The 20977-nt window shown below is 64.9% G+C and carries 25 protein-coding genes and 1 pseudogene; 5 read left to right on the top strand and 21 right to left on the bottom strand.

The features are described from left to right. Nucleotides 1-251: 251 nt before the first annotated feature. Both ACM9NP_RS19300 and ACM9NP_RS19295 read right to left on the bottom strand, forming a co-directional pair. Nucleotides 252-1145 carry an NgoMIV family type II restriction endonuclease gene (locus ACM9NP_RS19300; protein WP_415648145.1) on the bottom strand — a complete coding sequence of 298 codons (894 nt, stop codon included), beginning with the start codon at nt 1143-1145 and terminating at the stop codon, nt 252-254. Next, entirely contained in the window at nt 1142-2080 is a 939-nt protein-coding gene (locus tag ACM9NP_RS19295) for a DNA cytosine methyltransferase (RefSeq protein WP_415648168.1), read from the bottom strand. The genes ACM9NP_RS19300 and ACM9NP_RS19295 overlap by 4 nt, the downstream gene beginning before the upstream one ends. A gap of 476 nt (nt 2081-2556) precedes the next feature. Here ACM9NP_RS19295 and ACM9NP_RS19290 point away from each other — a divergent pair, with 476 nt between their 5' ends. Both ACM9NP_RS19290 and ACM9NP_RS19285 read left to right on the top strand, forming a co-directional pair. Then, on the top strand, nt 2557-3282 hold the full coding sequence (locus ACM9NP_RS19290) for a DddA-like double-stranded DNA deaminase toxin (protein WP_415648144.1): 726 nt from the start codon (nt 2557-2559) through the stop codon (nt 3280-3282). A gap of 8 nt (nt 3283-3290) precedes the next feature. Beyond that, complete coding sequence (locus tag ACM9NP_RS19285; protein ID WP_415648143.1) at nt 3291-3686, top strand: Imm1 family immunity protein; 396 nt, start codon at nt 3291-3293, stop codon at nt 3684-3686. Here the strand turns inward: ACM9NP_RS19285 and ACM9NP_RS19280 are convergent. The 10 genes and pseudogenes from ACM9NP_RS19280 to ACM9NP_RS19235 form a co-directional block, all read right to left on the bottom strand. Then, on the bottom strand, nt 3683-3991 hold the full coding sequence (locus ACM9NP_RS19280) for a DUF5403 family protein (RefSeq protein WP_415648142.1): 309 nt from the start codon (nt 3989-3991) through the stop codon (nt 3683-3685). The two genes, ACM9NP_RS19285 and ACM9NP_RS19280, sit on opposite strands and share 4 nt — an antisense overlap. After that, nucleotides 3988-4335 (bottom strand): hypothetical protein, encoded by a 348-nt coding sequence (locus tag ACM9NP_RS19275; protein WP_415648141.1) that lies wholly within the window; start codon nt 4333-4335, stop codon nt 3988-3990. Before ACM9NP_RS19275 ends, ACM9NP_RS19280 begins: the two co-directional genes overlap by 4 nt. Further along, nucleotides 4326-4730: a hypothetical protein gene (locus tag ACM9NP_RS19270; protein WP_415648140.1), complete on the bottom strand. Its 405-nt coding sequence runs from the start codon at nt 4728-4730 to the stop codon at nt 4326-4328. The genes ACM9NP_RS19275 and ACM9NP_RS19270 overlap by 10 nt, the downstream gene beginning before the upstream one ends. Then, complete coding sequence (locus ACM9NP_RS19265; RefSeq protein ID WP_415648139.1) at nt 4727-5674, bottom strand: P22 phage major capsid protein family protein; 948 nt, start codon at nt 5672-5674, stop codon at nt 4727-4729. The genes ACM9NP_RS19270 and ACM9NP_RS19265 overlap by 4 nt, the downstream gene beginning before the upstream one ends. Before the next feature lie 78 nt (nt 5675-5752). Continuing rightward, nucleotides 5753-6292 (bottom strand): hypothetical protein, encoded by a 540-nt coding sequence (locus ACM9NP_RS19260; RefSeq protein WP_415648138.1) that lies wholly within the window; start codon nt 6290-6292, stop codon nt 5753-5755. 91 nt (nt 6293-6383) lie between these two features. Continuing rightward, nucleotides 6384-6575: a hypothetical protein gene (locus ACM9NP_RS19255; RefSeq protein ID WP_415648137.1), complete on the bottom strand. Its 192-nt coding sequence runs from the start codon at nt 6573-6575 to the stop codon at nt 6384-6386. After that, complete coding sequence (locus ACM9NP_RS19250) at nt 6572-8203, bottom strand: VG15 protein (RefSeq protein ID WP_415648169.1); 1632 nt, start codon at nt 8201-8203, stop codon at nt 6572-6574. The genes ACM9NP_RS19255 and ACM9NP_RS19250 overlap by 4 nt, the downstream gene beginning before the upstream one ends. Before the next feature lie 229 nt (nt 8204-8432). Continuing rightward, nucleotides 8433-9650 (bottom strand): annotated as a pseudogene (locus ACM9NP_RS19245) (phage portal protein); the annotation flags it as partial. Between the two features lie 19 nt (nt 9651-9669). Then, a complete protein-coding gene (locus tag ACM9NP_RS19240) occupies nt 9670-11313 on the bottom strand; it encodes a terminase (protein WP_415648136.1) in 1644 nt (547 codons plus the stop codon). After that, entirely contained in the window at nt 11285-11716 is a 432-nt protein-coding gene (locus tag ACM9NP_RS19235) for a phage terminase small subunit (protein WP_415648135.1), read from the bottom strand. The genes ACM9NP_RS19240 and ACM9NP_RS19235 overlap by 29 nt, the downstream gene beginning before the upstream one ends. 105 nt (nt 11717-11821) lie before the next feature. On the opposite strand from ACM9NP_RS19235, the gene ACM9NP_RS19230 reads away from it, so the two are divergent. Together ACM9NP_RS19230 and ACM9NP_RS19225 are read left to right on the top strand one after the other, a co-directional pair. Then, complete coding sequence (locus ACM9NP_RS19230; protein WP_415648134.1) at nt 11822-12862, top strand: ParA family protein; 1041 nt, start codon at nt 11822-11824, stop codon at nt 12860-12862. 7 nt (nt 12863-12869) lie between these two features. Beyond that, nucleotides 12870-13472, top strand: coding sequence for a hypothetical protein (locus tag ACM9NP_RS19225; RefSeq protein ID WP_415648133.1), 603 nt, complete (start codon nt 12870-12872; stop codon nt 13470-13472). Between the two features lie 427 nt (nt 13473-13899). Here ACM9NP_RS19225 and ACM9NP_RS19220 read toward each other — a convergent pair whose 3' ends face one another. The 3 genes from ACM9NP_RS19220 to ACM9NP_RS19210 form a co-directional block, all read right to left on the bottom strand. Beyond that, entirely contained in the window at nt 13900-14868 is a 969-nt protein-coding gene (locus ACM9NP_RS19220; RefSeq protein ID WP_415648132.1) for a DNA cytosine methyltransferase, read from the bottom strand. A gap of 123 nt (nt 14869-14991) precedes the next feature. Beyond that, nucleotides 14992-15624: a hypothetical protein gene (locus tag ACM9NP_RS19215; protein WP_415648131.1), complete on the bottom strand. Its 633-nt coding sequence runs from the start codon at nt 15622-15624 to the stop codon at nt 14992-14994. Continuing rightward, nucleotides 15621-16040 carry a hypothetical protein gene (locus ACM9NP_RS19210; protein WP_415648130.1) on the bottom strand — a complete coding sequence of 140 codons (420 nt, stop codon included), beginning with the start codon at nt 16038-16040 and terminating at the stop codon, nt 15621-15623. The genes ACM9NP_RS19215 and ACM9NP_RS19210 overlap by 4 nt, the downstream gene beginning before the upstream one ends. A 77-nt stretch (nt 16041-16117) precedes the next feature. Here ACM9NP_RS19210 and ACM9NP_RS19205 point away from each other — a divergent pair, with 77 nt between their 5' ends. Further along, nucleotides 16118-16408 carry a hypothetical protein gene (locus ACM9NP_RS19205; protein WP_415648129.1) on the top strand — a complete coding sequence of 97 codons (291 nt, stop codon included), beginning with the start codon at nt 16118-16120 and terminating at the stop codon, nt 16406-16408. 185 nt (nt 16409-16593) lie between these two features. Here the strand turns inward: ACM9NP_RS19205 and ACM9NP_RS19200 are convergent, their stop codons facing one another. The 6 genes from ACM9NP_RS19200 to ACM9NP_RS19175 all read right to left on the bottom strand — a co-directional run bounded on the left by ACM9NP_RS19200 (nt 16594) and on the right by ACM9NP_RS19175 (nt 20518). Beyond that, entirely contained in the window at nt 16594-17676 is a 1083-nt protein-coding gene (locus ACM9NP_RS19200) for an AAA family ATPase (RefSeq protein WP_415648128.1), read from the bottom strand. Further along, nucleotides 17673-18569: a bifunctional DNA primase/polymerase gene (locus ACM9NP_RS19195; protein ID WP_415648127.1), complete on the bottom strand. Its 897-nt coding sequence runs from the start codon at nt 18567-18569 to the stop codon at nt 17673-17675. The genes ACM9NP_RS19200 and ACM9NP_RS19195 overlap by 4 nt, the downstream gene beginning before the upstream one ends. A gap of 90 nt (nt 18570-18659) precedes the next feature. Beyond that, complete coding sequence (locus ACM9NP_RS19190; protein WP_415648126.1) at nt 18660-19163, bottom strand: hypothetical protein; 504 nt, start codon at nt 19161-19163, stop codon at nt 18660-18662. A gap of 76 nt (nt 19164-19239) precedes the next feature. Then, a complete protein-coding gene (locus ACM9NP_RS19185; protein ID WP_415648125.1) occupies nt 19240-19998 on the bottom strand; it encodes a PD-(D/E)XK nuclease family protein in 759 nt (252 codons plus the stop codon). Continuing rightward, complete coding sequence (locus ACM9NP_RS19180) at nt 19995-20303, bottom strand: hypothetical protein (RefSeq protein WP_415648124.1); 309 nt, start codon at nt 20301-20303, stop codon at nt 19995-19997. The genes ACM9NP_RS19185 and ACM9NP_RS19180 overlap by 4 nt, the downstream gene beginning before the upstream one ends. Beyond that, nucleotides 20300-20518, bottom strand: coding sequence for a helix-turn-helix domain-containing protein (locus ACM9NP_RS19175; protein WP_415648123.1), 219 nt, complete (start codon nt 20516-20518; stop codon nt 20300-20302). The genes ACM9NP_RS19180 and ACM9NP_RS19175 overlap by 4 nt, the downstream gene beginning before the upstream one ends. Nucleotides 20519-20977: the final 459 nt, after the last annotated feature.

Raw genomic sequence — 20977 nt, 5'->3', positions numbered from 1 at the left:
GTGTCTGACACACACAGGGGGACGGTTCCCGATCTGGATCACCGCCCCCCACCCCGCCAAACACGCCAACGACATGAACGAACGGCACCCGCGCACGAGATCCGGTCGCAACACTGATCGCGGTCACTGCTGAGAAGGCAAGTACATAGGTAAACAGCGACCATCGCTGGCACAGGATCAGGAGGAACAGTCATCTCCAACAACCGAGAAGTCGGTCGCCGGTCAAAACGGTATGGGTCATGAGATGGAGCTCAGATTGCCAAATCGAGCGGTAGATCGCTGATGTCCTTCAGTCGACGGCCTTCGATCATCGTGTTCAGGGAATCGACGTTGTCATCGTTGCCATGTTCCTTCATTGCATCCTGCAGCTCTGGTAGTGCAATGTGATAGACGCAGTCAATATCCCCTGTACCAAGCGCGATGGACGATAGGCGGCTTGGCGTCGGCTCGGCTGTGACCACCATGATGTGGGGTAGTCGCCCTTTTCGGTTCCGGATGAGGTTCAACGCTTCTGAGCGAGCGTTCTGGGCACGGTCACTTCGGAGCGTCCACTTACACGAGATCACCGCATGCAAGATCGGTCGTTTTTGATTACGACTCCGGATCGCTGTCTTGAGAGCCGTTCGGTCATCGACGAGTGACCCGGAACCATTGATGAACTGGTCGGATTCGGGCTGTCGCGATACCACAATGTCGGGACCAATGGCGTAAGCATTTCCGAGGACTGCGAGCAACGCTGGGTCACGCTTTATTGCTTCGGCGAGAGCTTCAAGGTGCTGATACGGTTCAAACTCGGCGATTGCAGAACGTCTATTGTTTCCGATTTTCTGAACTGTCCAGTTCCCTGGACGTAGCATAGTGAAATGCGGGAAGGTTCGTTTTACAAACTCAGTCGTTGCTACTTCGAAGCTGCTTCCAAGGGTCTGCCCAGCAGCGCGTTCGCCTTCGGTTCTAACACTGAGTGCTTTAGCAATCGCTGCCCCAACATACTTTGATAGGTTGTTCCCCTTGTCCGAGATTGATGCGACGCCTTCATCGCTCACCGAAAGAGTTCCAGAGGCTACAAGGCCAGCATGAAACTCAGATCGCATTCGTGAGATAAGCGATTCTTCGGGCTCGTGATTTAGGTGAATTATGTCTGTCATCGACCGGTCTCCATGGTGTCAGCAGTGAGAAGTGCTCGCCGGATTGATTTCCCCACAGCCTCCGCAACAGGTGGCGGGAACGCGTTGCCGACTTGACGGTAAGCGGCGGTCTTCAACCCTTGAAACTTCCAGTGAGCAGGGAATCCTTGAATCGCGGCAGCCATCGACACTGTCAGGCGAGGCATCCCTTTACCCCGCTCCATCGGAGTATTCGTAGCTACTCCCTTACCATCGATCCCGAGCTCGGCCCATCGAGCCTTTGCGCGAGTCGGGCCGAGGTCGGCCCCACCGTGCTTTTTGCTTCCACCAACGAGGGCAGGTGCGAGACCCTGAGCCCCCTTAGCCCATGCCTCAGCGCCATCCCATCCAGATGCTCGCATGAATGGTAGGAGAGCGTCGCCAACGGTTACATGTTTTGTATTTGGCTTAGCCCATTCGAAGAACTGAGCCGCATCGGGGCGCATCGCAACAAGGATGGAGCGAAGACGAGCTTGCGGTACGCCGAAGTCAGCGGCGTTGAAGAGCTCCCACCCGCAAAACTCGTAGCCCAGCTTTTTTAGATTGGAAACGATCTCAGTTCGATAGGCGTCAAACTTTTTGCCAAGCAGCCCGCGAACGTTCTCGATCATGAGCGCACGCGGTTTAAGTTCTTGTGCAAGACGCACGATTTCCGGGAACAGGTCACGCTCATCCTCACGCCCAAGTTGATTTCCCGCGATGCTGAAGGGTGGGCAAGGCACGCCGCCGGCCAGCAGGTCAACTCCAACCATGCCTGGCTCGGGTTTCCACTTACGCAGGTCGCCTTCTATCACATTCCACTGGGGCCGGTTCGCGCGCAAGGTATCGCAAGCGGCTGGCTCCCACTCGACACAGGCCCAGTGTTCGAAACCCGCAGCTTCAAGGCCAAGCGCCTGGCCTCCGGCACCCGCGCACACCTCTACCGACGTGTACGTTTTTACTGGAGATGTGGGGGCGGGGCGCCCACGTGGGGGTGTGGTTTGTATGTCAAGAAGTGTCACAGGATGCCTTACTGATAGAACGAACTGCGCGTTTGGTGCCACAATAGGATCACTTCGCCGAGATGTCCGACCGTATAGGTCACCGCTGACATATTCTCAGACCTCTGGTGCTGGCGTACCTGGACACTCCACGACTGAGTTGTCACTATGCAATCACTTGGAGTGTCAGGAAGCTGCGGGGTCTGGGGAAGGCCAGCTGTTGGGGTTAAACCGTTCTCGGGTCCGCAGCCGTACGTTGTCCGTTTTATGGCCCGCCTGGGTACGTCCCTGCGTTCACGCGAACGCCGAGTGATGACTGCGACGGCTGCAGGATGGGGGAGGCACAAACCAACCGGAAGCGAACGAACCGTGTCTGATCGATAATGTTGTGTCCCAACGATGAGAGGTGAGGCATGGCGTCGGTGGATGAGTTCGGCGCGGTCGTGGATGAGGCCGGAGCGAAGTTGGATGAGCTTGTGGCGGTGTTGTCCCGAGCGTCGTCGGCCGGCGGTGAACTGGTTGACGGTTTGGTGTCGGTGGGCGTGGCCGGTCGTGCCGCCGAAGCCCGTGCGATCGTTGCGGATGTTGAGGCGGAGACAGGGCACGCGGCGGCTACAAAGCCGCGCCTAGAAGCAATCCGGGCGGCGATCGAGGGTCTGCGGGGTTTACTGAGCGGACTCACTGGCCATCGCGGCACGCCGTCACCGTCGAAGCGCCCGTTTGACCCGACGCCGTATTTCGGGGACATGCCCGAGATGACGCCGAAGGCGGAACGTCGGCTAGGTCAATCGATACCGAAGACCCATGGCAGGTGGGTCGGTGGCGACGTCCTGGAATGGGCTAGTGGTGACGATGATCGGGCGAGGACGGCGACCGAGGTCTGGGCCGATTGCGTGTTCCACCGCTGGGGGCCACCGAAGGCGCCAACGACCATGTATCACGTGGAAATGAAGTTCGCCGCGTTCATGCGAAGGTCCGGCCGCACAAACGAATCCTTGGTGATCAATCACCCGGACGGTCCATGTGAAGGCCAGTACGGTTGCGACACATTGATTGAACGGATGCTGGCACCCGGCAGCACGCTTACCGTCCACTGGCCCGGCGGCCGTAGAACCTATCTTGGGAGAGATGACGTATGACCGTCCACATGTGGTACAGCAAAGATCACGGGAAGGACGGTGTCACGGCGACAAACGAGGATGAGCTGCGCGAAGCTCTAGCCACGTTTTACACCGATGAATACTATATGGACATTGTGAACATCGTCGGTACCGTTGACGGCCAGGACTTCCTCCTTGACATCGGTGCCGCCAACCGCGAGGGAATCGCCGCGCTGAGGTACGCGGGTCATGACGTCCACTACAGCAAGGGCGAACCGACCGATTACGACGTCCTCGAATTCGCCTACTACGGGACACCACATGAGTTCCCGACCGACGCGGCCGTTCCATGGGCAAAGGCCGTCGATGCCGCGCTTGCGTTCCTTCACCGCCCGGACCGGCTACCCGACTGTGTGGACTGGCAACTCAAATCGGAGTCCTAGCCCGCCGCGTCGTCGGTGGCACGGGTCATGATCCATGCGCCGTCGATCCACCGGCCCGAACGGGGGTTGGTGTGGCCGTATTCGAGGTCGGTGGCGTGGGGTGCGTCGGCGACGACGTGCGCGTCTACGGCACCCCGTTCGATGTGGAGGGATGCGGCGTAGTCGCCGGTGTCGCGGTGGTCTGCCGCGCGGGCTTTCGCGGCGTCGAGAACGTCCCCGGCGGTTGACCGGACGGCGGCGCGGACGCCTTTTGATCGGGCGAGGCGTTGTTCGACGCCGCGTCGGATGGACGCGCGTTTACTCACTGGCCCGCCACCGTTCGGAGGTGGGCTTTCCAGTGGCGGACGGCGCCGTCGAGACCGCGGGTGTCGAGCGCTTCCCCGTCGAGTTCGTACCAGCGCCCTTCCCATTCGATGGCAGCCCATGCGTCGAGCGGCGGGCAGAACCGCGACAGGTACGCCGTGAACGTCGCCCGGGCACGTTGCCCGGGACCGGTGTCGTCCTCTGTAGCGGTCCTCGGCTGGACGAACGCGGGGACGGGCACGCCGTCGGGTCCAGCCCATCGAATTATGTTGCCGTCGATGTCGGCACGGGCGACCGATGGGTACACGGTCACGGTGTGCGGGAACAACACGGGGCTTAGCTCCATTCGTGGTCGGATACGTCGACGTCGCGGACAGTGGCGACGGAGACGATGCCGCCGACGTCGACCAGGCGGGCGATCGCGGCGGTTTCCCCATCGGTCAACCACACCCCCGCCGGGACTGTTCCGGTGTCGAAGCCGCGCGAGTAGTCGCCGACCCGTTCGGTGGTGAGTTGTTGGGGGTTGCGGATGGCGCGTTCAGTGGCGCGCAGGACGATTGACACCGCCAACGGTGGCGGGTCGGTGATCCATGCGCGCCCTGCGACGGCGCGGACTTCGGCCGAGACGCCGTCGAGGACGGCCGCCGCCCGGTCCCGGCCCCGCCCGGTGAGGGGTTCACCGAGCAGGGTTTCGAGGGCGTCGACGGACGCCAGCGGCGGCGGCGTGTCCTGTTCGGTCATCGGGACTTCCGGGCCACGGCCGCGCTCGCCGGTGCGGTCGGCATCGTGATTTTCACGGCCCGCACGAATCGCGACGGGTCGGCCGCCGGATCGTTCGGCGGCGCGTCGAGGACGTGGTTCACTCCCGTGAACGTGTGAACGACACTCCGGTCTCGGAGGTAGTCCGAGCTGTAGTCGCGAAGCCAGGTCATCGCGAGGTCGGCGTACGACTGGGACTGTCCGAATGTCGCACCGTCGGGGACGACGGGGGCGCGCAGCCCGAGGACGAACGCCGTCCGATGGAAGACGTAGGCGGTGCCGGGGTCGATGGCGGTAGACAGGACGACCGGAACCCCACGAAGACGTCCGATCTCGGCATCCCGCAATGCGGTGTTGTCGCCTGCCTGGTCGGCGTTGGTGAGCACGTCGGCTTTGAGAATCGCGGCCTCGACGTCGGTTCCGACGACGGCGACGCGATCGGCGACCGGCACCGACTCGGCGTTGAGCGCCTGCCGCGCGTCCACGAACGTCGAGTCAGGTTTGGCGACGTCGAGCGTCAGCGTCGTCACGTACGGCGCGGCGCTCATCGCCTCGGCCACCTGGTTTTCGATGTCCTCGGCGATCGCGCGGACCTGCGGGGCGAGGACCTGCGCTCCGAAATCGGTGATGTCCAACGTCAGTTCGGCGTCGGTCACGTCGACAGCGGAGTACACCTGCTGCGCGAGCGAGACGTCTACTTTGGTTTCACGGAGCCGGTCGGCGACGATCGGGGCCGGTTCGGCGCGAAGCGCACGGCGCCGTGCCTTGGTGCGGGCGGGAACCCGGATCGACACCGTGTCGCCTTGGTTTCCGGTCCAGTCGGCGACGGCGTCGCGCCACACCAGACCGGGAAGCACAATGTCGCGCTCCAACAGGCCGAGCGCGGTAGCCGCGATCACCTGCGGCTTAAGAAATTCGTTCGCCATGCGTCACCACCTCCAAAGGGGTCGGTCGTGCTGGTGGTCCCGCGCATGACGAACACGGGCAGCGGAGAGGGAAGGGGGTTAGCGGCGTCGAGCGGCGACGGCGGCGGCGAGTTTCGCGGGATCGGTTTCGGTCGCTGTCGCTGTCGGGTCGGCGCCGCCGCGTGGTTTCTGGGCCGGGCGGCGAGGTGGAGTGCTGGCGTCGGTGGTGGTCTTGTCGCGCCACGCGATCAGTGCCTCGGCCCGCGTGGTCAACGCGGCTTCGTCGCCGTCGCCGAGCAGCCCGAGCAAGTCGTCAGGTAGCGCGTGCTTGCGCGCGACGCGTTCGCGGGCCAGGTCGGTCGACAGTGTCGCGACCTGCCGCGCCAGCTCGGCCGTGTCGCCAGAACCGTCACCGGTCGCAGTGGACGCGGCGGGCTCGGCCTTCCGGGTGGCGGCGACCTCGGCGCGGAGGTTCCGAATCAGGTTCCACGCCCGCGCGGAGTCGAAGGGTTCGCCGTCGCGTTCCCACGGCGGTACTTCCGCCCCGGGCTGGTCGGTGCCGGTCGGTGTTCCGGTTTCGTCTGTTCCGGGTGGTGGGGTGGTGGGGTTCGGCTCCTGGCCGGTGTCGGTGGTCGACATGTGGTGCCCTCCTGAGAGCGTCCGAAGTGAACATGTGGGCACGCCGAAATGCCCGGCGCTCCTGGCGTCGGGTATCGGGGTGCGGTGTGGGTTAGGTCGTGTAGTCCGTCGTGCTGGGCTGGTGGCGGCGGTACTCGCGCACGAACTCAAGCGCAAGCAAGCGGTGCCTGGTGGCGCCGTTCGGGTCGTATGGGCAGACTGAAACCGGGCGCCCGTTCCTGACGGCGATGCGGGCGGTGCGGCGCGCAAGTCGCCGTTCGGCGTCGGTCGGTTCGTCGCTCATATGAAATCCCTCGCGTTGCTCTGCAACCTGGTTACGACGGCGGCGCGTTTGTCGGCCTCGCGCCCGAGTAGCTGAGCTCGGAACTCGGTAAACGTCGTGCGCCCGTTCTCCGTCCACCAACGTTGCAGGTCTTCAGATGCGTAAAGACGCGCCCTCGCGGTCGGACCGCTGAACAGCGACGCCGGGTCGATGCCCGCCGCTTCCCCCTCTGCGGACAGCATATGACCCCGCGTTGCGTCCTCAGCGGCGACATATTGCAGGTCAACGTGTTCACGGTAGAGCCGTCTCACCGTGTCTTCGCGGGTCTCGCCGCCCTGGCGGTGTGCGTCCACTTCGGTGTTGCGTGCTTGGCGGTTGAGGTCGTCAACGTCGACGCTGTACGCCTCGGCGTATGCCTCTTGCCAGTCCCACCCGGCGGCCACCAGTTCGTTGACGCGTTCCTGTTCGGGGGTGAGGTCGTCGACCGGTTCGGGCTCGACGGGTGCCGGAGCGGGTTCGGGGTGCGTCGGTTGTGCGGCGGCGGCGCGGCGGGCGCGTTCGGCGTCGATGCGTTCGACGACGTCGGGCCGGTCGGCGTGATCGGTCGCGAGTTTGTCGAGCCATGCCATGCCGAGCCCGTCGAGCGCGATGCCGTCGAGCGGATCGGGCGCGGGTTCGTCGGCGGTGCCGTCGTCGTCGCGGCGGTCCATTTCGGCGGCGATCCCGGCGAGCGCGGTCTCGTCGTCGGCATACTGCCCGAACAACTCGAAAAGCTCGCCATCCGACAGGGACTCAAGGTCGGTTCCGGCCAGTGCATCCGGTGATTCCGGTTGTTCCGGTTCGGGTTCCGGGGCGGTTCCGATCGGCTCGTCGACGGGTTCCGGTACCGGCGCCATGTCGTTCCGGTCATCGGCAGTCGGTTCCGGATCGGCGGTGTCGGTGGGTTCCGGTCGGTTCCGCTCGTCGACGGCGCGGCGGAACGCGCGGCGGGCATCGGCGCCGGACAGACCGCGCGTCGAGTCCTTCCACAGCTTCGCGAACTCGCGGGCGTTGCCGGGCCAGGCGGCCGACCGGGAGTAGATCGGCTCGACCGTGCAGCGGCATCCGTCGTGGTAGAGCTGCCCGCTTGCGGTGAGTTTCGCTGACCGCCGGGACTTGAAAACCGGGCCGCGCGAAGCTTGCATGGCGCATAGCCAGCACGGGGCGGCGCCGGTGACGCGCACCCACCCCAGCGCGACCGGGTCGCGGGACACGTTGCGGGTGATGGTGTTTCGGCCGCCGGTGAGGACGTGCCGAGTGGCGGCGGCGGTCGCGCGTGTCTCGGCGACGGCTGCGGCGTCGTTGATGGTGCGTCCGTTGGCGGTGGCGTGTTTCAGTGCCGCCGGGCCACACACGAGCAAGGACGTGCGAACCGCTTCCGGTTCCGGTAGGACTGCCGCGCTGGCGGGCCGGAACGTCCGAGTGTCGGCAGCGGTGGTGCCGAGATGGGCGAGGTCGGCGGCGCGATGCGCGTTGTAGTAGGTCTCGGCGAGACCGGCCGAGGCGGCGGCGTATCCGATGACGAGCCGCTCGGCCACCGTGAGCCATATCGGGGCGGTGGCGTCGACGCGGCGCGGGTCCAACAGCGATCGGAACAGCCCGCGGAACATCGTTGAGAACTGGTTAGCCAGTGCCGCTTGGTTGCGGCGGTGGTCGTCCGTGGTTCTGGTCGCCGTCGCCGATGCGCCCACCGTCCACCCCCGCACCCGCTGTTGTCGCGGCGGTGTTGACGTGGTCGGCGAGAAGCCGCATGGGATCGGCCGCGCGGGCGTCGGCCCGAAGGCGTTGCCAGTTCTCAATGTCGGTCGACGTGGTGCCGGGGATGCGTGGCCACAAGCCTTCGACGGGAACCTCAAGCATCGACGCCAGCTTGCCGAGGGCGTCGGCCAGCAGCGATAGGGAGTGCCCGTCGGTGTCCCGCCAACTCACTTGCGCGGCGGTGTCGGTCCACGTGGTCTCGTCACCGGCGATGCGCGACGCGAGCCGTAGGGTCTGCTCCCACGCCTCGCCGGTGATGACCTGTTCCTCGGATCGCTTGCGGGTGAAGCCATCGCGGGCGGCGGTCAACGCCTCGGCGCTCAAGTTGGCGAGGTTGCCGAGCAGGTCTTGCGGCGGTGTCTGCGACACGACGGCGAGGTGCCGCATGATCGCGTCGGCACTGTCCAACAGGGGCCGTAGGTCGGTTTCGTCGAGCTGCCCGAAACGGGTGTCAGGGTCGGCGGCCATGAGCAACCGCCGGGCGTCGATTGGAATGGGAACCGGTTTGCCGTCATCGTCGAGTTGAGGCGTCAGACCGGTCACCGTGCGGACCTTGAACGACGAGAAGCTTTGCGCGACAAGAAGATCAAACACCGTCTGGTTGAGACGATCCTGTAGGGGAATGTGCGGCTCGACCTGGCCGACGGATCGGCCTTCGAGGTCGGGCAAGTCACGGAACGCGATCACCGGGCAGACCCCGGCGCCGTGCTCGACTGTCTCGACTTCGACCAGGTTCGCGCCGTCGGTGTCGCCGTGAAACTCGGTCACCGCCTGGTCGTCGTAGTACCGGACTTTCAGGCGCGGCTCACCATCGAGGGTGACGCGGTCGGCGCGCACGGCGTCAACGGGCCACTCGTCCTCGGCGGGGTCGTCGTAGCGGGCGTGCATCCGACGCGGCGACACGCCCCGAATCACCGGCGCCCGACCCGCAACGTCGTCGAGGACGTCGCCGGGAAGCACGGTCACGTAGGCGAGCCCGTACGTCAGCATCGCCCGGTGAACACCGGACTGTCGCGCGTCGAGCCCGTTGGCCTGCCACCACCGCCACGCCGACGCCGTCGACCCGTCCGCGTTGCGGTACCCGTCGACGTAGAGCGCCTGCGCGATCGAACCGGCGATGAGCGGCACCAGGTTTGTCACTGCCCGCTTGGCCAGTAGCCGGTATTCACGGCTGGCGGTGCGCGGCATGTACGGGCCATCGTGGTCGCCGCGCACGTACCGGTCGATCCGGTCGAGCCGTTCGGTTTCGGCGCGCAGCTCGGTCAACAGCTCGGCGACGATGTCGGGGGCGGCAGCCATGACGCTCACCCCCGATCGCTTAGAAGGTCCAGACCTCACCCGATCGGGCGTGGCCGGTGTCGGAGGTGAGGACGTCTTGTCGGGCGATGCGGGCAAGGCACATCGCGGCGGCGGCGTCGACCTTGCGCGCCGAGTTACGGGTTTCCTTGCCGAAGCTGACACCCCAGCGGTTCGGGCGGCGGCGCGCATTGAGGACATGGCGCCGTAGCACCGGGTTGCCGGTGTGGGTGAGGGTGCCGTCGACGATCGCGGCGAGCGTGTTCTCAGCGCCGCGCGTGACGAACTCCTTGGCGTGGCTACGCATGTCCCACCCGACCAGTGAACGCGAGGATGCCTTGTGCCGCAACGTATCGGCATACCGAACTGACCAGGTGTCTACGTAGGATTCCCAGTAGGCGACATCGGCGTACATCGCGGTGACGTCGTATGTGGACATGAGGTGTTCGACGGCGTCGTTGACCTGGTCGCGTGGCACTTCCCACTCGTCGCCTTGGGGGCCGTCGGGTTTCTCCCAGCAGGCGGCGAGGTCGACCAGGCCGTCGGCCACGCGGCATATGACGAGGGCGGTGGCGTCGTCGGACCGGGAGCCGTCGAAGCCGATGACGATGGTGTCGCCAGGTTCGATGCGGTCGGCGACTTCGCGTGAGTCCCACTCGTGGGCGGTCGTCCACGCGTCCTCGGCCGCGATGATGTGATTCAAGTAGTAGCGGCGACTGACGCTCGGGGCGGTGCCAGGGTCGTACACCTCGGCGGCGATCCGGTCGAGATCGACCCACGACGAATCACCATAGGCGGCGGCGAGCCCGGCGGCGAGACTGTCCGGGTCGGACAGTTCGGTTTCCGGTGGCGCCTCGCGGGAGTCGTACAACAGACCACCACCCCGCGTCCGGCCTTCGCACATCGCGCGCCACGCCTCATAGGACAACTCACCGACTGAGTTCTCGCCCGGTACGTGCGCGTTGCACAGCTCAAGCGACCGCGCCGACCCATCCCGGCTCTTGCCAAGGTTGCGGCGGATGACGTCGGCCATCGCGTGACCGGCGTTGGCGACGAGCCAGTGTTGTACTTCGTTGAGGATCGCGGCCGACGGGCGGTTGCCTTCCATCGACCTCGGTGACGAGGTGACCGCTTGCAGGCGCCCGGCTGGGGAGTAGATGAGGGTCTTGCCGGGGTCGAGGGCGTAGTCGTCGAGGATCGGTGAGCTCTCGATCATGCCGTGAACCAACGAAAGGGTGTTCGTCGTCTGGGATTCGGAGACGGCGGCGACCTGAACCCACGGTGACGGGTGCGCGATCGCGACCGGTTCGCCGTTGGCGTTGGTTCCGCCGTAGCGGCACGGTCCGACGAACTCGACCAGTGCGAGCGCGGCGGCCACGGGATCCTTCCCCCAGCCCTTCGACCGGCGGAGGACACCGCGCCGGTACACGAACCGGCCGACGGGATCGACGGCGTACCACCACAGTAGGAACTTCACCTGCTCGGGCGTGAACCGCAGCGGCCCACCGGCACCAGGGCCGTCGGGTTGCCGCAGGTACACCGTCGACCACGCGAGGACATCCCACCCGAGCGTGTGGGGCGGTAGTCCTTTCGGGATGGTGACGACGGCGCCCGTGGCGTCGCGGTAGGCCCCCGGATCAGCCGCCGACGGCGCGGCGGTAGTCATGAAGGATCGCCACCACCTCGGCCGAATGATCGGCCTCGTCACCATCCGCGCGCTCGATCTCGATACGGACGCGGCGGCGCGCGGCCTCGGTCGTGAGCAGATCGCCCATGGCCGACCACAGCGCGGCGACCATCTGCGCCGACACCCGGCCGGAGTTGAGATGCCGCGTCAAGTCGAACGCCAGGATGCGCGCGGCCTGCCAGTCCGACGGCTCGAAGTACTGGGCCTGCCCCGACTCGGCGAGTGAGGTGTACCAGTCAGCGGCGAGGGAGTGCGTTGGGAACCCAAGAGACGGCGCTGCAACGGGATTGGATGAGACAGTGATGCGATCGGGACGACCATCAAGGTTCCTGCGTCGCCGTCGATCGCTGCGCTTCGGAACCGGACCACGATGACCAGGCATGTTTCTTCCCCTCTAGGTCGGAACCATGCCCGCCCGGTGCGGGTGACCGCAATAAGCGGCTGCCAGCTACACTTCGCTTAGTCCGCACTTACTGTGGAGGGATATATGGCTACTCGCATTGCCCTGTTCAACAACAAGGGTGGCGTAAGTAAGACAACGACCTGTTTTAACTTGGGTTGGATGCTCGCACAACGAGGCCATAAAGTGATCATGGTCGATGCTGACCCTCAGTGCAATCTGACCGGTATGGCACTTGACATGAGTCATCGCGGTGCACTGGAAAAGTTCTATGAAGAACAGCCAGGAAGGAATCTTCGGGATGCACTCGAACCTGCGTTCAAGTCAAGACCTCATCCGCTTGCCCCGTTCGAGTGCGTAGAACTCCCCGAACGTAGCAATCTATACCTGATTCCAGGTCATGTCGGACTTGCTGAAGACGAAGTTTCCCTAGGTGTTGCCCAACAGCTTTCCGAATCTATTCAAGCCCTACAGAATATTCCGGGGAGCTTCAACCACCTGTTCAATATTACGGCAACGAAGTACGCCGCTGATTATGTATTGATTGATCTGAGCCCAGGACTGGGATCGATTAATCAGAATCTGGTCGCGACGGCTGACTACTTCATTATCCCTGCAAGTCCTGACGTATTTTCAGTAATGGCACTGGATTCACTTGCGAAGATAATCCCACGATGGATTACGTGGGCACATAGGGCAGCCAACCTAGAAGCGCTTTCAACGGCAGACTACCCATTCCCTGAACCTTCGCTTAAGTTTCTCGGTACAATCATTCAGCGCTACCGCCTTCGTAGTAGCGAACCAGCTAGCGCATTTCGAACGTACTTTGAAAAACTAGAAGACAAGATCAGAACTTCCTTGGCGCCCGCCCTTGAGGATAGCGGCGTACTACTCGAGGGTGCGAAATATTCCGAGGCCGAGATGAAAGATACCTACAACCTCGCCTCTATTTCTGATTTTAATGCACTCATTGCCGACTCCCAAAAAGTACAAAAACCCATCTTTTCCCTGACGAGGGAAGACGTAAACCGCAGGGGTATCGTCTGGGAGACGACTGAGGTTAGTATTCGCAACTTCCACCAAGTATTTAAAAGGCTAGCGGAACGGATCGAAATCCTGACCTCATAGGAGCGACGTGTTTTCCGCAAGATTCAAGCAATTTGAAGCAGACATTTCCCGAACGCGCGACCTTGTTGGCCTTGGCCAGGTGATTGGCAATATGACACTCGGACGTGTAGATGCGTCCGATGTTTTTCGCGCCAGCCTAGTGCAGGCAGTTGCCGCAATGGACTTCTACGTTCACGGAGTCGTTTTGGATCGAGCCGTGGATATCCTTCTTGGCCGCTGTGGTCCTGGATCCCGCACAAAGCTTGGACTTAACTTCGGTGCGATCGCTGATCTACTCAAGACGTCGTCCCCAGTAGAAAAAGAAATCCTGGCGCGAACCTATACGGCTGAACGACTCGCGCTTGAAACGTTCCAGCGTCCAGATGACATCGGTGCGGCGTTTGCAATGATCGGCATTCCGAAAATTTGGTCCTCTGCCTTTGTAGATAAAGCAGGAGAGACAAAAGCAGCGTTGGGTGTGATAGTTACTAGGCGCAATAACATTGTCCATAGCTGCGACAATGACCCCGTCAATTTTGGCACCACATTTGACCTCAACGATACAGAAGCGCTAGAAGCAATAGGTACGATTTACAGAATTATTGAGTCTATCAATCAATATTGCCAGTAGAGTAGTTGTGATTACTGACAGTTGACTATGATGCCTCAGAAACCCGTACAGAATTCGTGGTGCTATGACGGTCCGATAGGGAGAAATCCATAAGGGGGTATCCCCCCACCATCGGCGGTGGCGCTGCGTCACATCGTTCCGGGGTGCGGCTCGCGTGGGCGTTGTCGTGGCGGTCTGTTCATCCATGCGGCTTGCCCGCCTTCGCGTGCCGACTTGCGTTGGTGGTGCCACCCGCATAGCGCCGTCAGGTTCTCTATGCTGTGGTCGTCGCCGGGGTCGATGTGGTCGACGTCGGTTGCGGGGGCGGGGCATCGGGTGTCGTCGGTGCGGATGCGGGTGCATCGGTGTCCGTCACGGGTGAGGACGGCGACGCGTCGGCGGTGCCAGTCGGGCGGTAGCCGGACGGCGCGATCGCTACCAGTCCAAGCTATTCGTCGGTCATCCATCGTTCATCGTCCAAAAGGGCGCGCAAGGCAAGAGACGCCTGTTGAGGCACGACACCGTTGCCGAGTATCCGCAACTGTGCCGTTCGGGAGAGTTGGGGGACTTCGGTGACCCAGCCGGATTCCAGGCCCATCATCCATTCGACGAATTGGGGTGCGAGGGTTGCTCGTCCTGATCGGGGGCCGCGTTCGGTGGACGCGTGTGCGGGTCGCCCGACGATGCTGGCCCATCGGTCGGCGGCAGGGCCGAACCGTCCCAGATGTCGATGCCGACCTGTATCAGGACAACCGCCACGGCGAGGCTGGGTGAGATCGATCGTCCTCGGGCCCGCCATTTCGCGATCCTCGCCATCTGTGTGGCGGGAATCGAGCCGTTGCCGAATGCGCTGGCGTCGGGGGTCGGCAGGACTGGCAACGATGAATACACGTTCGCGCTGGTGAGGCGCTCCGACGTCGGAGGCGCGTACGCATATCCACCTTGGACCATACCCGAACGCGGCCAGATCCGCGAAGACCGCTTCGATCGCGGTCGCCCGGTTGGGGACCACGCCTGGGCGGATCGGTCCCAGCGCGCGAACATGCGCAGGTGCACTCAAGATCCCCTTTACGTTCTCGATGACCACGAGCCTCGGGCGAAGCGCGTCAATGGCGCGCGCGAAGTGAACCCAGAGGCCAGACCGTGTGTCAGTGCCGAGTCCTCGACGCGCACCGGCTGTGGATAGGTCCTGGCACGGAAAACCGCCAGCAAGAATGTCGACCCGGTGTCTTCGTTTCCATCGGATGCGCGTGACGTCTCCGAGGTTCGGAACGTCGGGGAACCGATGTGCCAGAACGCGGGATGCTGCTTGGTCGGTTTCGCAATGCCATGCCGGTACGGCGTCGAGAACGTCTTTGACGGCTAGATCGAGTCCGCCGTATCCGCTGAACAGTGAGCCGAGGGTCAAGGACGACATCACACCCCCTCGCGCAGCAAGAGACCCGCCACAGTGGGCGGGTCGGGTGTGATGTGCGGTGGGCACACTGGTGGGGATGCGTCAACGGTACGCCCACCGCCGGGCCGGTTCAACCGTTGTCGATCACCCCGCCGTCACCGGCCTGTGTGACTCGGACCATAGGCGGATGTAGTCGGCGAGCTCGGTGATCGATGCCCGGTCCCAGTACAGCCAGCACTCAACGCACGTGGCGGTGTGAGCGGCTTCGCGGACGCGTAGCGCTCCGATCGTTCCGCAGCCGGGGCACGGGCCGTGGGGCCGCCACGGTGGCGTGTCCCATCCGGTGATGGTGCGCGTCCAGCATCGCCACGCCCACACGTTGCCGGCGAGCTCGGAGAGGGCGTCGCCATCGAGGCGGGCTGCGCCACCGACGAGGGCACGCAGGGACTCTTCCAACGACACGCGCGGTTCGGTTCCCATGCGGCTGAGCCATTCGAGGCATCCGGTTTGGATGGCAGCGTAGCGGTCGATCTCGTGCAGTCCGACCGGCGGCGCCGACCCATAGGCGGGCCGCCCACGTACCGCTGGTCCCTCGTCGTCCTTCGTGTGGGTGCGTAGCTGCGTGATGAGCGGTGGGTGTTTCGTGACGTGCCATGCGGCGCCGCGGTCGACGGCGTCGGGGAGGCGTTCGCGGTGGGTGTAGGGGTAGGCGAGTTCGTCGATAGCTTGGGCCAATCGGGCCATCAGGTGGCCGCGGTCATGTGGCGTTGTCGTCATGCCGCCTCCCCTGTGACGCATCGGCCGGTGACCGGCCACCGGCGCGACCTCGCGACGGCCACCGGTTCGGGCGGCGGGTCGCCGTATCCGGCGTCGCGCAGCAGCCGCCGTAGGACCGCGAACGGGACGACGCACGGCCAGTCGTCCACTGTCGCCGGGCCGGTGCCGTTGAGGCGGATCACGACGACCGGCACATCCTTACCGGCGTTGCGGACGGCCTGCCGCAGGGCCGCCCCGATCGCCGTGGTGGAGCGGGCTTTGACTTCGATCGCGACGCCGGGCACACCGGTGACATCGCGGCCGGGCGCGAAGGCCGCGACCGGTTCGGCGTTGGGCCATCCGTCGGAGCGCATCGCGTCGGCAACGATCCGCTCGGTCTCGCGACCGCGCCGACGCCTGCTATTGACAGTAGACATAGGAATATCCTTTGTGTTCAGAAGGGTGGGTCGATGGGTGTCGTGCTGCGGTGGTCGACGTCGGGTGGTGCGCGGTGGTGCAACGGGATGACGTGGCCGCACCGGTGATCGGCGAGGACGGGGCCGGGGATCGACAAGCGGGACGTGTCGCGGAGGATGAGTTCACGTCGCCGCAGCACGTATGTACGGCGCCCGCGCACGAGCGCGTCGAGTTCGCCGTCACGGGTAAGAGCGACGGCGTCGACGCGGGCCGGAACACCTTCGGTGAGGGCGTCGAGAACGACGGCGTCACACCGTCGGCACCGTGCCGGTCGGGCGGCCGTCGAAAGCGGACCATTGTGGGGTCGCTGTCGCGGCGTTTCGGGTGAGGGGTCAGGTTTCCCCTCCCTAAAGGGAGGGGGGAAACCCTGACTTTGCGGTTTGGGGGTGTCTTTGACTTTCTCTTTGGCTTTGTTACCAGCGGAAACACCCGTGGCGCAGACTCGGAGGGCGGTGTCTGACGTAGTTTCTGCTTTTGCACGTTCTGATTTAGGTTTCGGATTTTCTCCCCGCATCACGCGGCACCCCCGAACGCTGAGACGGTGGGTGCCCATCGGGTTGCGTTGCCGCGTCCCCGCGCGCCGTCGATGCGGCGTAGTTGCCCCGTTTCGGTGAGCCTGTCGAGGCGGTAGCGCGCTTTCTCGGCTTGGTTGCGGGTGGGTGTCGGCGTCTCGAACAAGCGACAGGCTGCGTCGGTGGCGGTGATTCCGTCGCCGACGCGTCCCGCGAGGTCCACGAGGTCGACCGGGGCGTCGAGCCGTGATCGGCCGGACGCGTGGTCATGGATGATCCGAAGTGGTCCGACGTCGGCGGCGGGTTGTTTGATGTGTCGGGCCTCGACAATGCTGTCGCCGGGTTCGGCGGTGAGCATGAGGACCGACCCGGCACCGGACGTCAGCCAGACCGACCCGTATACATCGGATACGGAGGTGGGGGAGCCGCCGCCGATGCCGGCCTTTCGTTGGTGGTGGAGTTCGAGGACTTCGACGCCAGCCGCGAGGACGGTTTGTCGAGCGCGGTTGTACGACGCGCCGACCTCGTCATCGCTGAGACCGATGGCGGCGTCTTTCAGGGAGTCGATGACGAGGGTGTCGGCGTCGGCCGCGTCGGCGAGTTCGGCGAGGAGTCCGGGGTGTTTGGCGATGTCGGCGGGCGGCGGCCCCGGCCACACGCGCAACCGTTCGTCGAGGGCGGCGCGGTCGGGTTCGGTCATGATCCGGCGCATGGCGCGGGCGGCCTGTGCTGGCCGGTCCATCGCCAGGTATAGAACGCGCGCATCGCCCGGGCCGACAGGGAACCCGAGCACGGTGTCATCGAGGCCGAGGCGAGCCCGGATGAGTTGGTGCGCGATCGTCGTCTTTCCGGCGCCTTGGGCGCCGCAGATCATGAACGCTTCGCCCGACGCCCACAGGACGTCATCACCGGTCCCCCAGACGGCGGGTGTCGTTGTGGGCAGGTTGAGGACCCATGCACCGCCGGGCCGCATCGCTGCGGCGTGATCGGGGCTGGCGGAGACGACCGGGGTGGTGCCGAGGTGGTGGGCGACGATGAGACGTGCGGCGTCGATCGTCGTATCGGGTGGAGCGAACACGGTCACGCGACACCCCCCGCCCGGAGGCCACTTCGGATGGTCGCGTGTGCTTCGCGGTCGGTGAGGCCGATACGGGTGGCGGCGTCAGCGAGGGCGCCCGTGACCCCCTCAACGTTTGCCGCGCCCGTCCGCACCATCTCCGACGCGGTGTAGGCGCCCCAGTTCAGGACGGTGTTGCGTTCACCGGGGCGGGCGGCGAGGACGGCGGCGACAATGCCGGCGAGCCGCCCGGACGCGTCGACGGGCGCGGCGAACGGGTTCGACGCGGCGGGTGGGGTGAGCCGGGGAGCGGGAGGCAGTGTGGTGAGTCGGTCGAGAAGTGCAACAGGCATCGTCGTCACCGGGACGGAGTCCGGTCCGCCGTCAGCCCACACGTAGGCGCGTTCGCCGATCCGGGACGGCGGGACCACCACGTAGCCCTTGTCGGCCTTGACGTCGACGCCCGGCCCGAGGGCGCCAGCGCCGCTGCGGATCGTCCCGCCGGGGTGCGCGTAGTACAGGTGCACGCCGCCGGAGCCGGTGCGGGCGGTCAACGTCGGCGGCAACAACCCGGCGGCCAAGAGTTCAGCGAGGGTCGCCGCGCCGCCGCTTCGCGGGTCGACGTCGACCACGACGGTTCCCGACGCCGCGCCGGTCCGTACCGCGAGGACACCGGTGGGGTGAGCACAGATCACGGCGGCAAGCCGGTCCGCGTCGGTTGTGGCGGCGTAGAACCCGTGGCACGTAAGGCACACGCACGTTTCCATGTCGTGCGTCCCGTCGGCGGTCCGGCATCGCGTGCAGTTCGGCAGCGGTGTCTTGCCGTCGCCGAGCACGAACACCGGCCAACCCCGGGCCGCGTGATCGTAGGCGGCGTCCACCATGAGCGCCGCCGCGAGCACGGCCGATCCATCGTCCACTGTAGCCATCCCTCCTCGTCGTCTCGTCAACCCGCCCACACCCACCCGCAACGTCGTGTGCGGATGGGTGAGGCGCACCCACGAGACGGGCTACTTCGCGGCGAGCGATTCGATGAGTGCCCGCGCGGCTGGGTCGAGCGACGCCAACACGGCCGGGTCGATCCCCTCGGGTGCGGCCATTGGTGACGGAGCGGCGACGGCCGGGGTCGGCGTCGCCGGGGCGGGCGCCTGCTTGCCGAACGTCGAGTGCCCGGCCATGAACGCCTGAGCACGGGCGACCGCGGCCGCATCCGCGGTGGCGTCAACGAGTTCGAACGGCGCGGCCTGCCCAGGTTTGGCGACGCCTTCGACGATCCGGCCGAGGACGAGCGACCCCAGCGAACGCTTCAGGGCGCCGACGATGCGGCCGTTGAACCACAACAGTCCCGTGTGGACTTCGTTGGTGTCGATGTCGGCGACGTCGAGCGAGAGCGCGTCCTTGGTGCCGTAGGCGGTTTCGATACCGGTTTCGTGGCTGTGCGGGGCGGCGATGATGAGGTGTCCGACGAGGTCGCGCGGGGCGATGCCGCCTCCGGCGGTGGGAGCGGAAAACACAGTGAGTCTCCTTTGAGGATGATGGGTTTAGGGTGTGCGGTGCCGTAGACACGGCGCTTCAGGGCGGAGGAAAGTGTTACGTGGCTCCGGGGCAGCAGCCCGCGGCCACACCCGCGCGACCGGTGGCGTCGAAGTAGGGGCACCACGTGCACAGCGGCCCGGGCTCGGCGGGGATGTGCGCCCACCGGTCGGGGTGATCGTCAACGTCGAGGACATGAGCGAGGTGGATTGCCGACGCCATCCGCGTCAACGCTGCCTCGGCAACGGCGGGTTCATACGGTTCAACATGGATGATCCGGCCGTCGAGCGTTCCCGACCGGGGGTAGTACGCAATCGCGACCCGCTCGACCGGGCGTCCTTCGTTGGCGAGGCCGTAGCCGTAGAGCTGTACCTGGATGCGGTATTGATCGCTCGGGCCGCCCGCCCGGACCTTGCTGTGCGTTGATGGGCCGACGATCTTGTGGTCGATCACGGTTGCGGTGTCGGTGTCGTACAGGTCGAGCGTCCCCCGGATTGACCCGCGCACGGTGACGCGATGTTCGGTCAACCACCGGTCACGGCCGAGGCGCTGGTTATCCCGGGTGAACACTTGAGCGAGTTCAGCGTGGGTCGCGGTGCCGATGAACGCCGCCCACGGGTCGCCACCGGTGCTCGATGGTTCGCACCCCAACGCGGAGTAGGCGACGCGCCGCAGGCACTCGTGCCCGATCTCGCTCGGGCCGATCTGCCGTTGCAGGGACCGCGGAGACCGTGCGCAGTACGCGCGGATCGCGGCGGCGAGGTCGGTTGACAGAACGGTCACAGGGTCGGGCGCGGCGAACACGGTCGACGTCATGCGGTCCCCCCGTCGTCGGGGTCAACAAGGGCGACGCGGCGCCGTTCGGTCTCGACCGTGCACGCGTCGATGAGGGCGGCGGGGGCAAGATCACGCACCCGCGCCGTCGACAGCCGACGTTCCACATAGAGGCTTTGTCGGATGACCGGGCGCCCATCGACGGTGCCGGTGGCGGCGTCGCCAAGGCGTTCGGTGAGGACACGGCGGAGGTCGTCTGCGGCAGCCTTCCATTCGCGCTGTTTCTCTTCGGCGTGCCGCAGAGCGGCGACGACACCGGCGAGGTCGTCGAGATCGGTCGTCATCATCGCGCGTCCCCCGCCCGCACGACCGACGCGTACGGCAACCCGCACGCCTTGACGACCTTGTCGACGGTATCGCCGTGGGGCGTACGAACGCGACCGCAAACGATCCGTGACCACTGCTCCCGCGTGATCCCGATCCGTTCCGCCTGCGCGGCCCGCGTCACCACCCCGTCAGCATGGAACGCGGCTAGTACCGCCTGAACATCTAGTGTGTACATTTCTCCGTTTGGTGCCCTTCCCCTGGTAATGCTCATGATCGTTCGATCACAGTACAGGGAGTCGAACACTAGTTCTATATCGTTGCTCACGCGACCGTCACCCGACACGCACGGGCCAATCACGCACAGAGACATCGACGCAGGTAAAAACAGTGTAGTGATGTGAGTCACATGGCGGGGAGGTCCACTGAGTCAGATGGACATAACCGGACAAAACTGGGTCCGCACCCCAGGTCACATCCCACAAGCTGGAAAGTTAGCGATCATCCATAACGGATTTACTGCGCCCGCAGCATTACACATTTATTGCACATGACGTAGAGAACGGCCGAGTAGTGCAGAGAACGTGAAAGCACGTTTTCGCAGCTACCCGGCCGATCGACGAGCAAACCACCTGGTTGTCAAGCCATCGAACTACATCCGCAGGTTGCAGGTTCGAGTCCTGTCACTCCTGCCAGA

The sequence above is a fragment of the Stackebrandtia soli genome (genome assembly GCF_965137155.1).
GTDB lineage: Bacteria > Actinomycetota > Actinomycetes > Mycobacteriales > Micromonosporaceae > Stackebrandtia > Stackebrandtia soli.
Note: the sequence above shows the minus strand (reverse complement) of the source record. Positions and strands in the feature narration are given on the sequence as shown.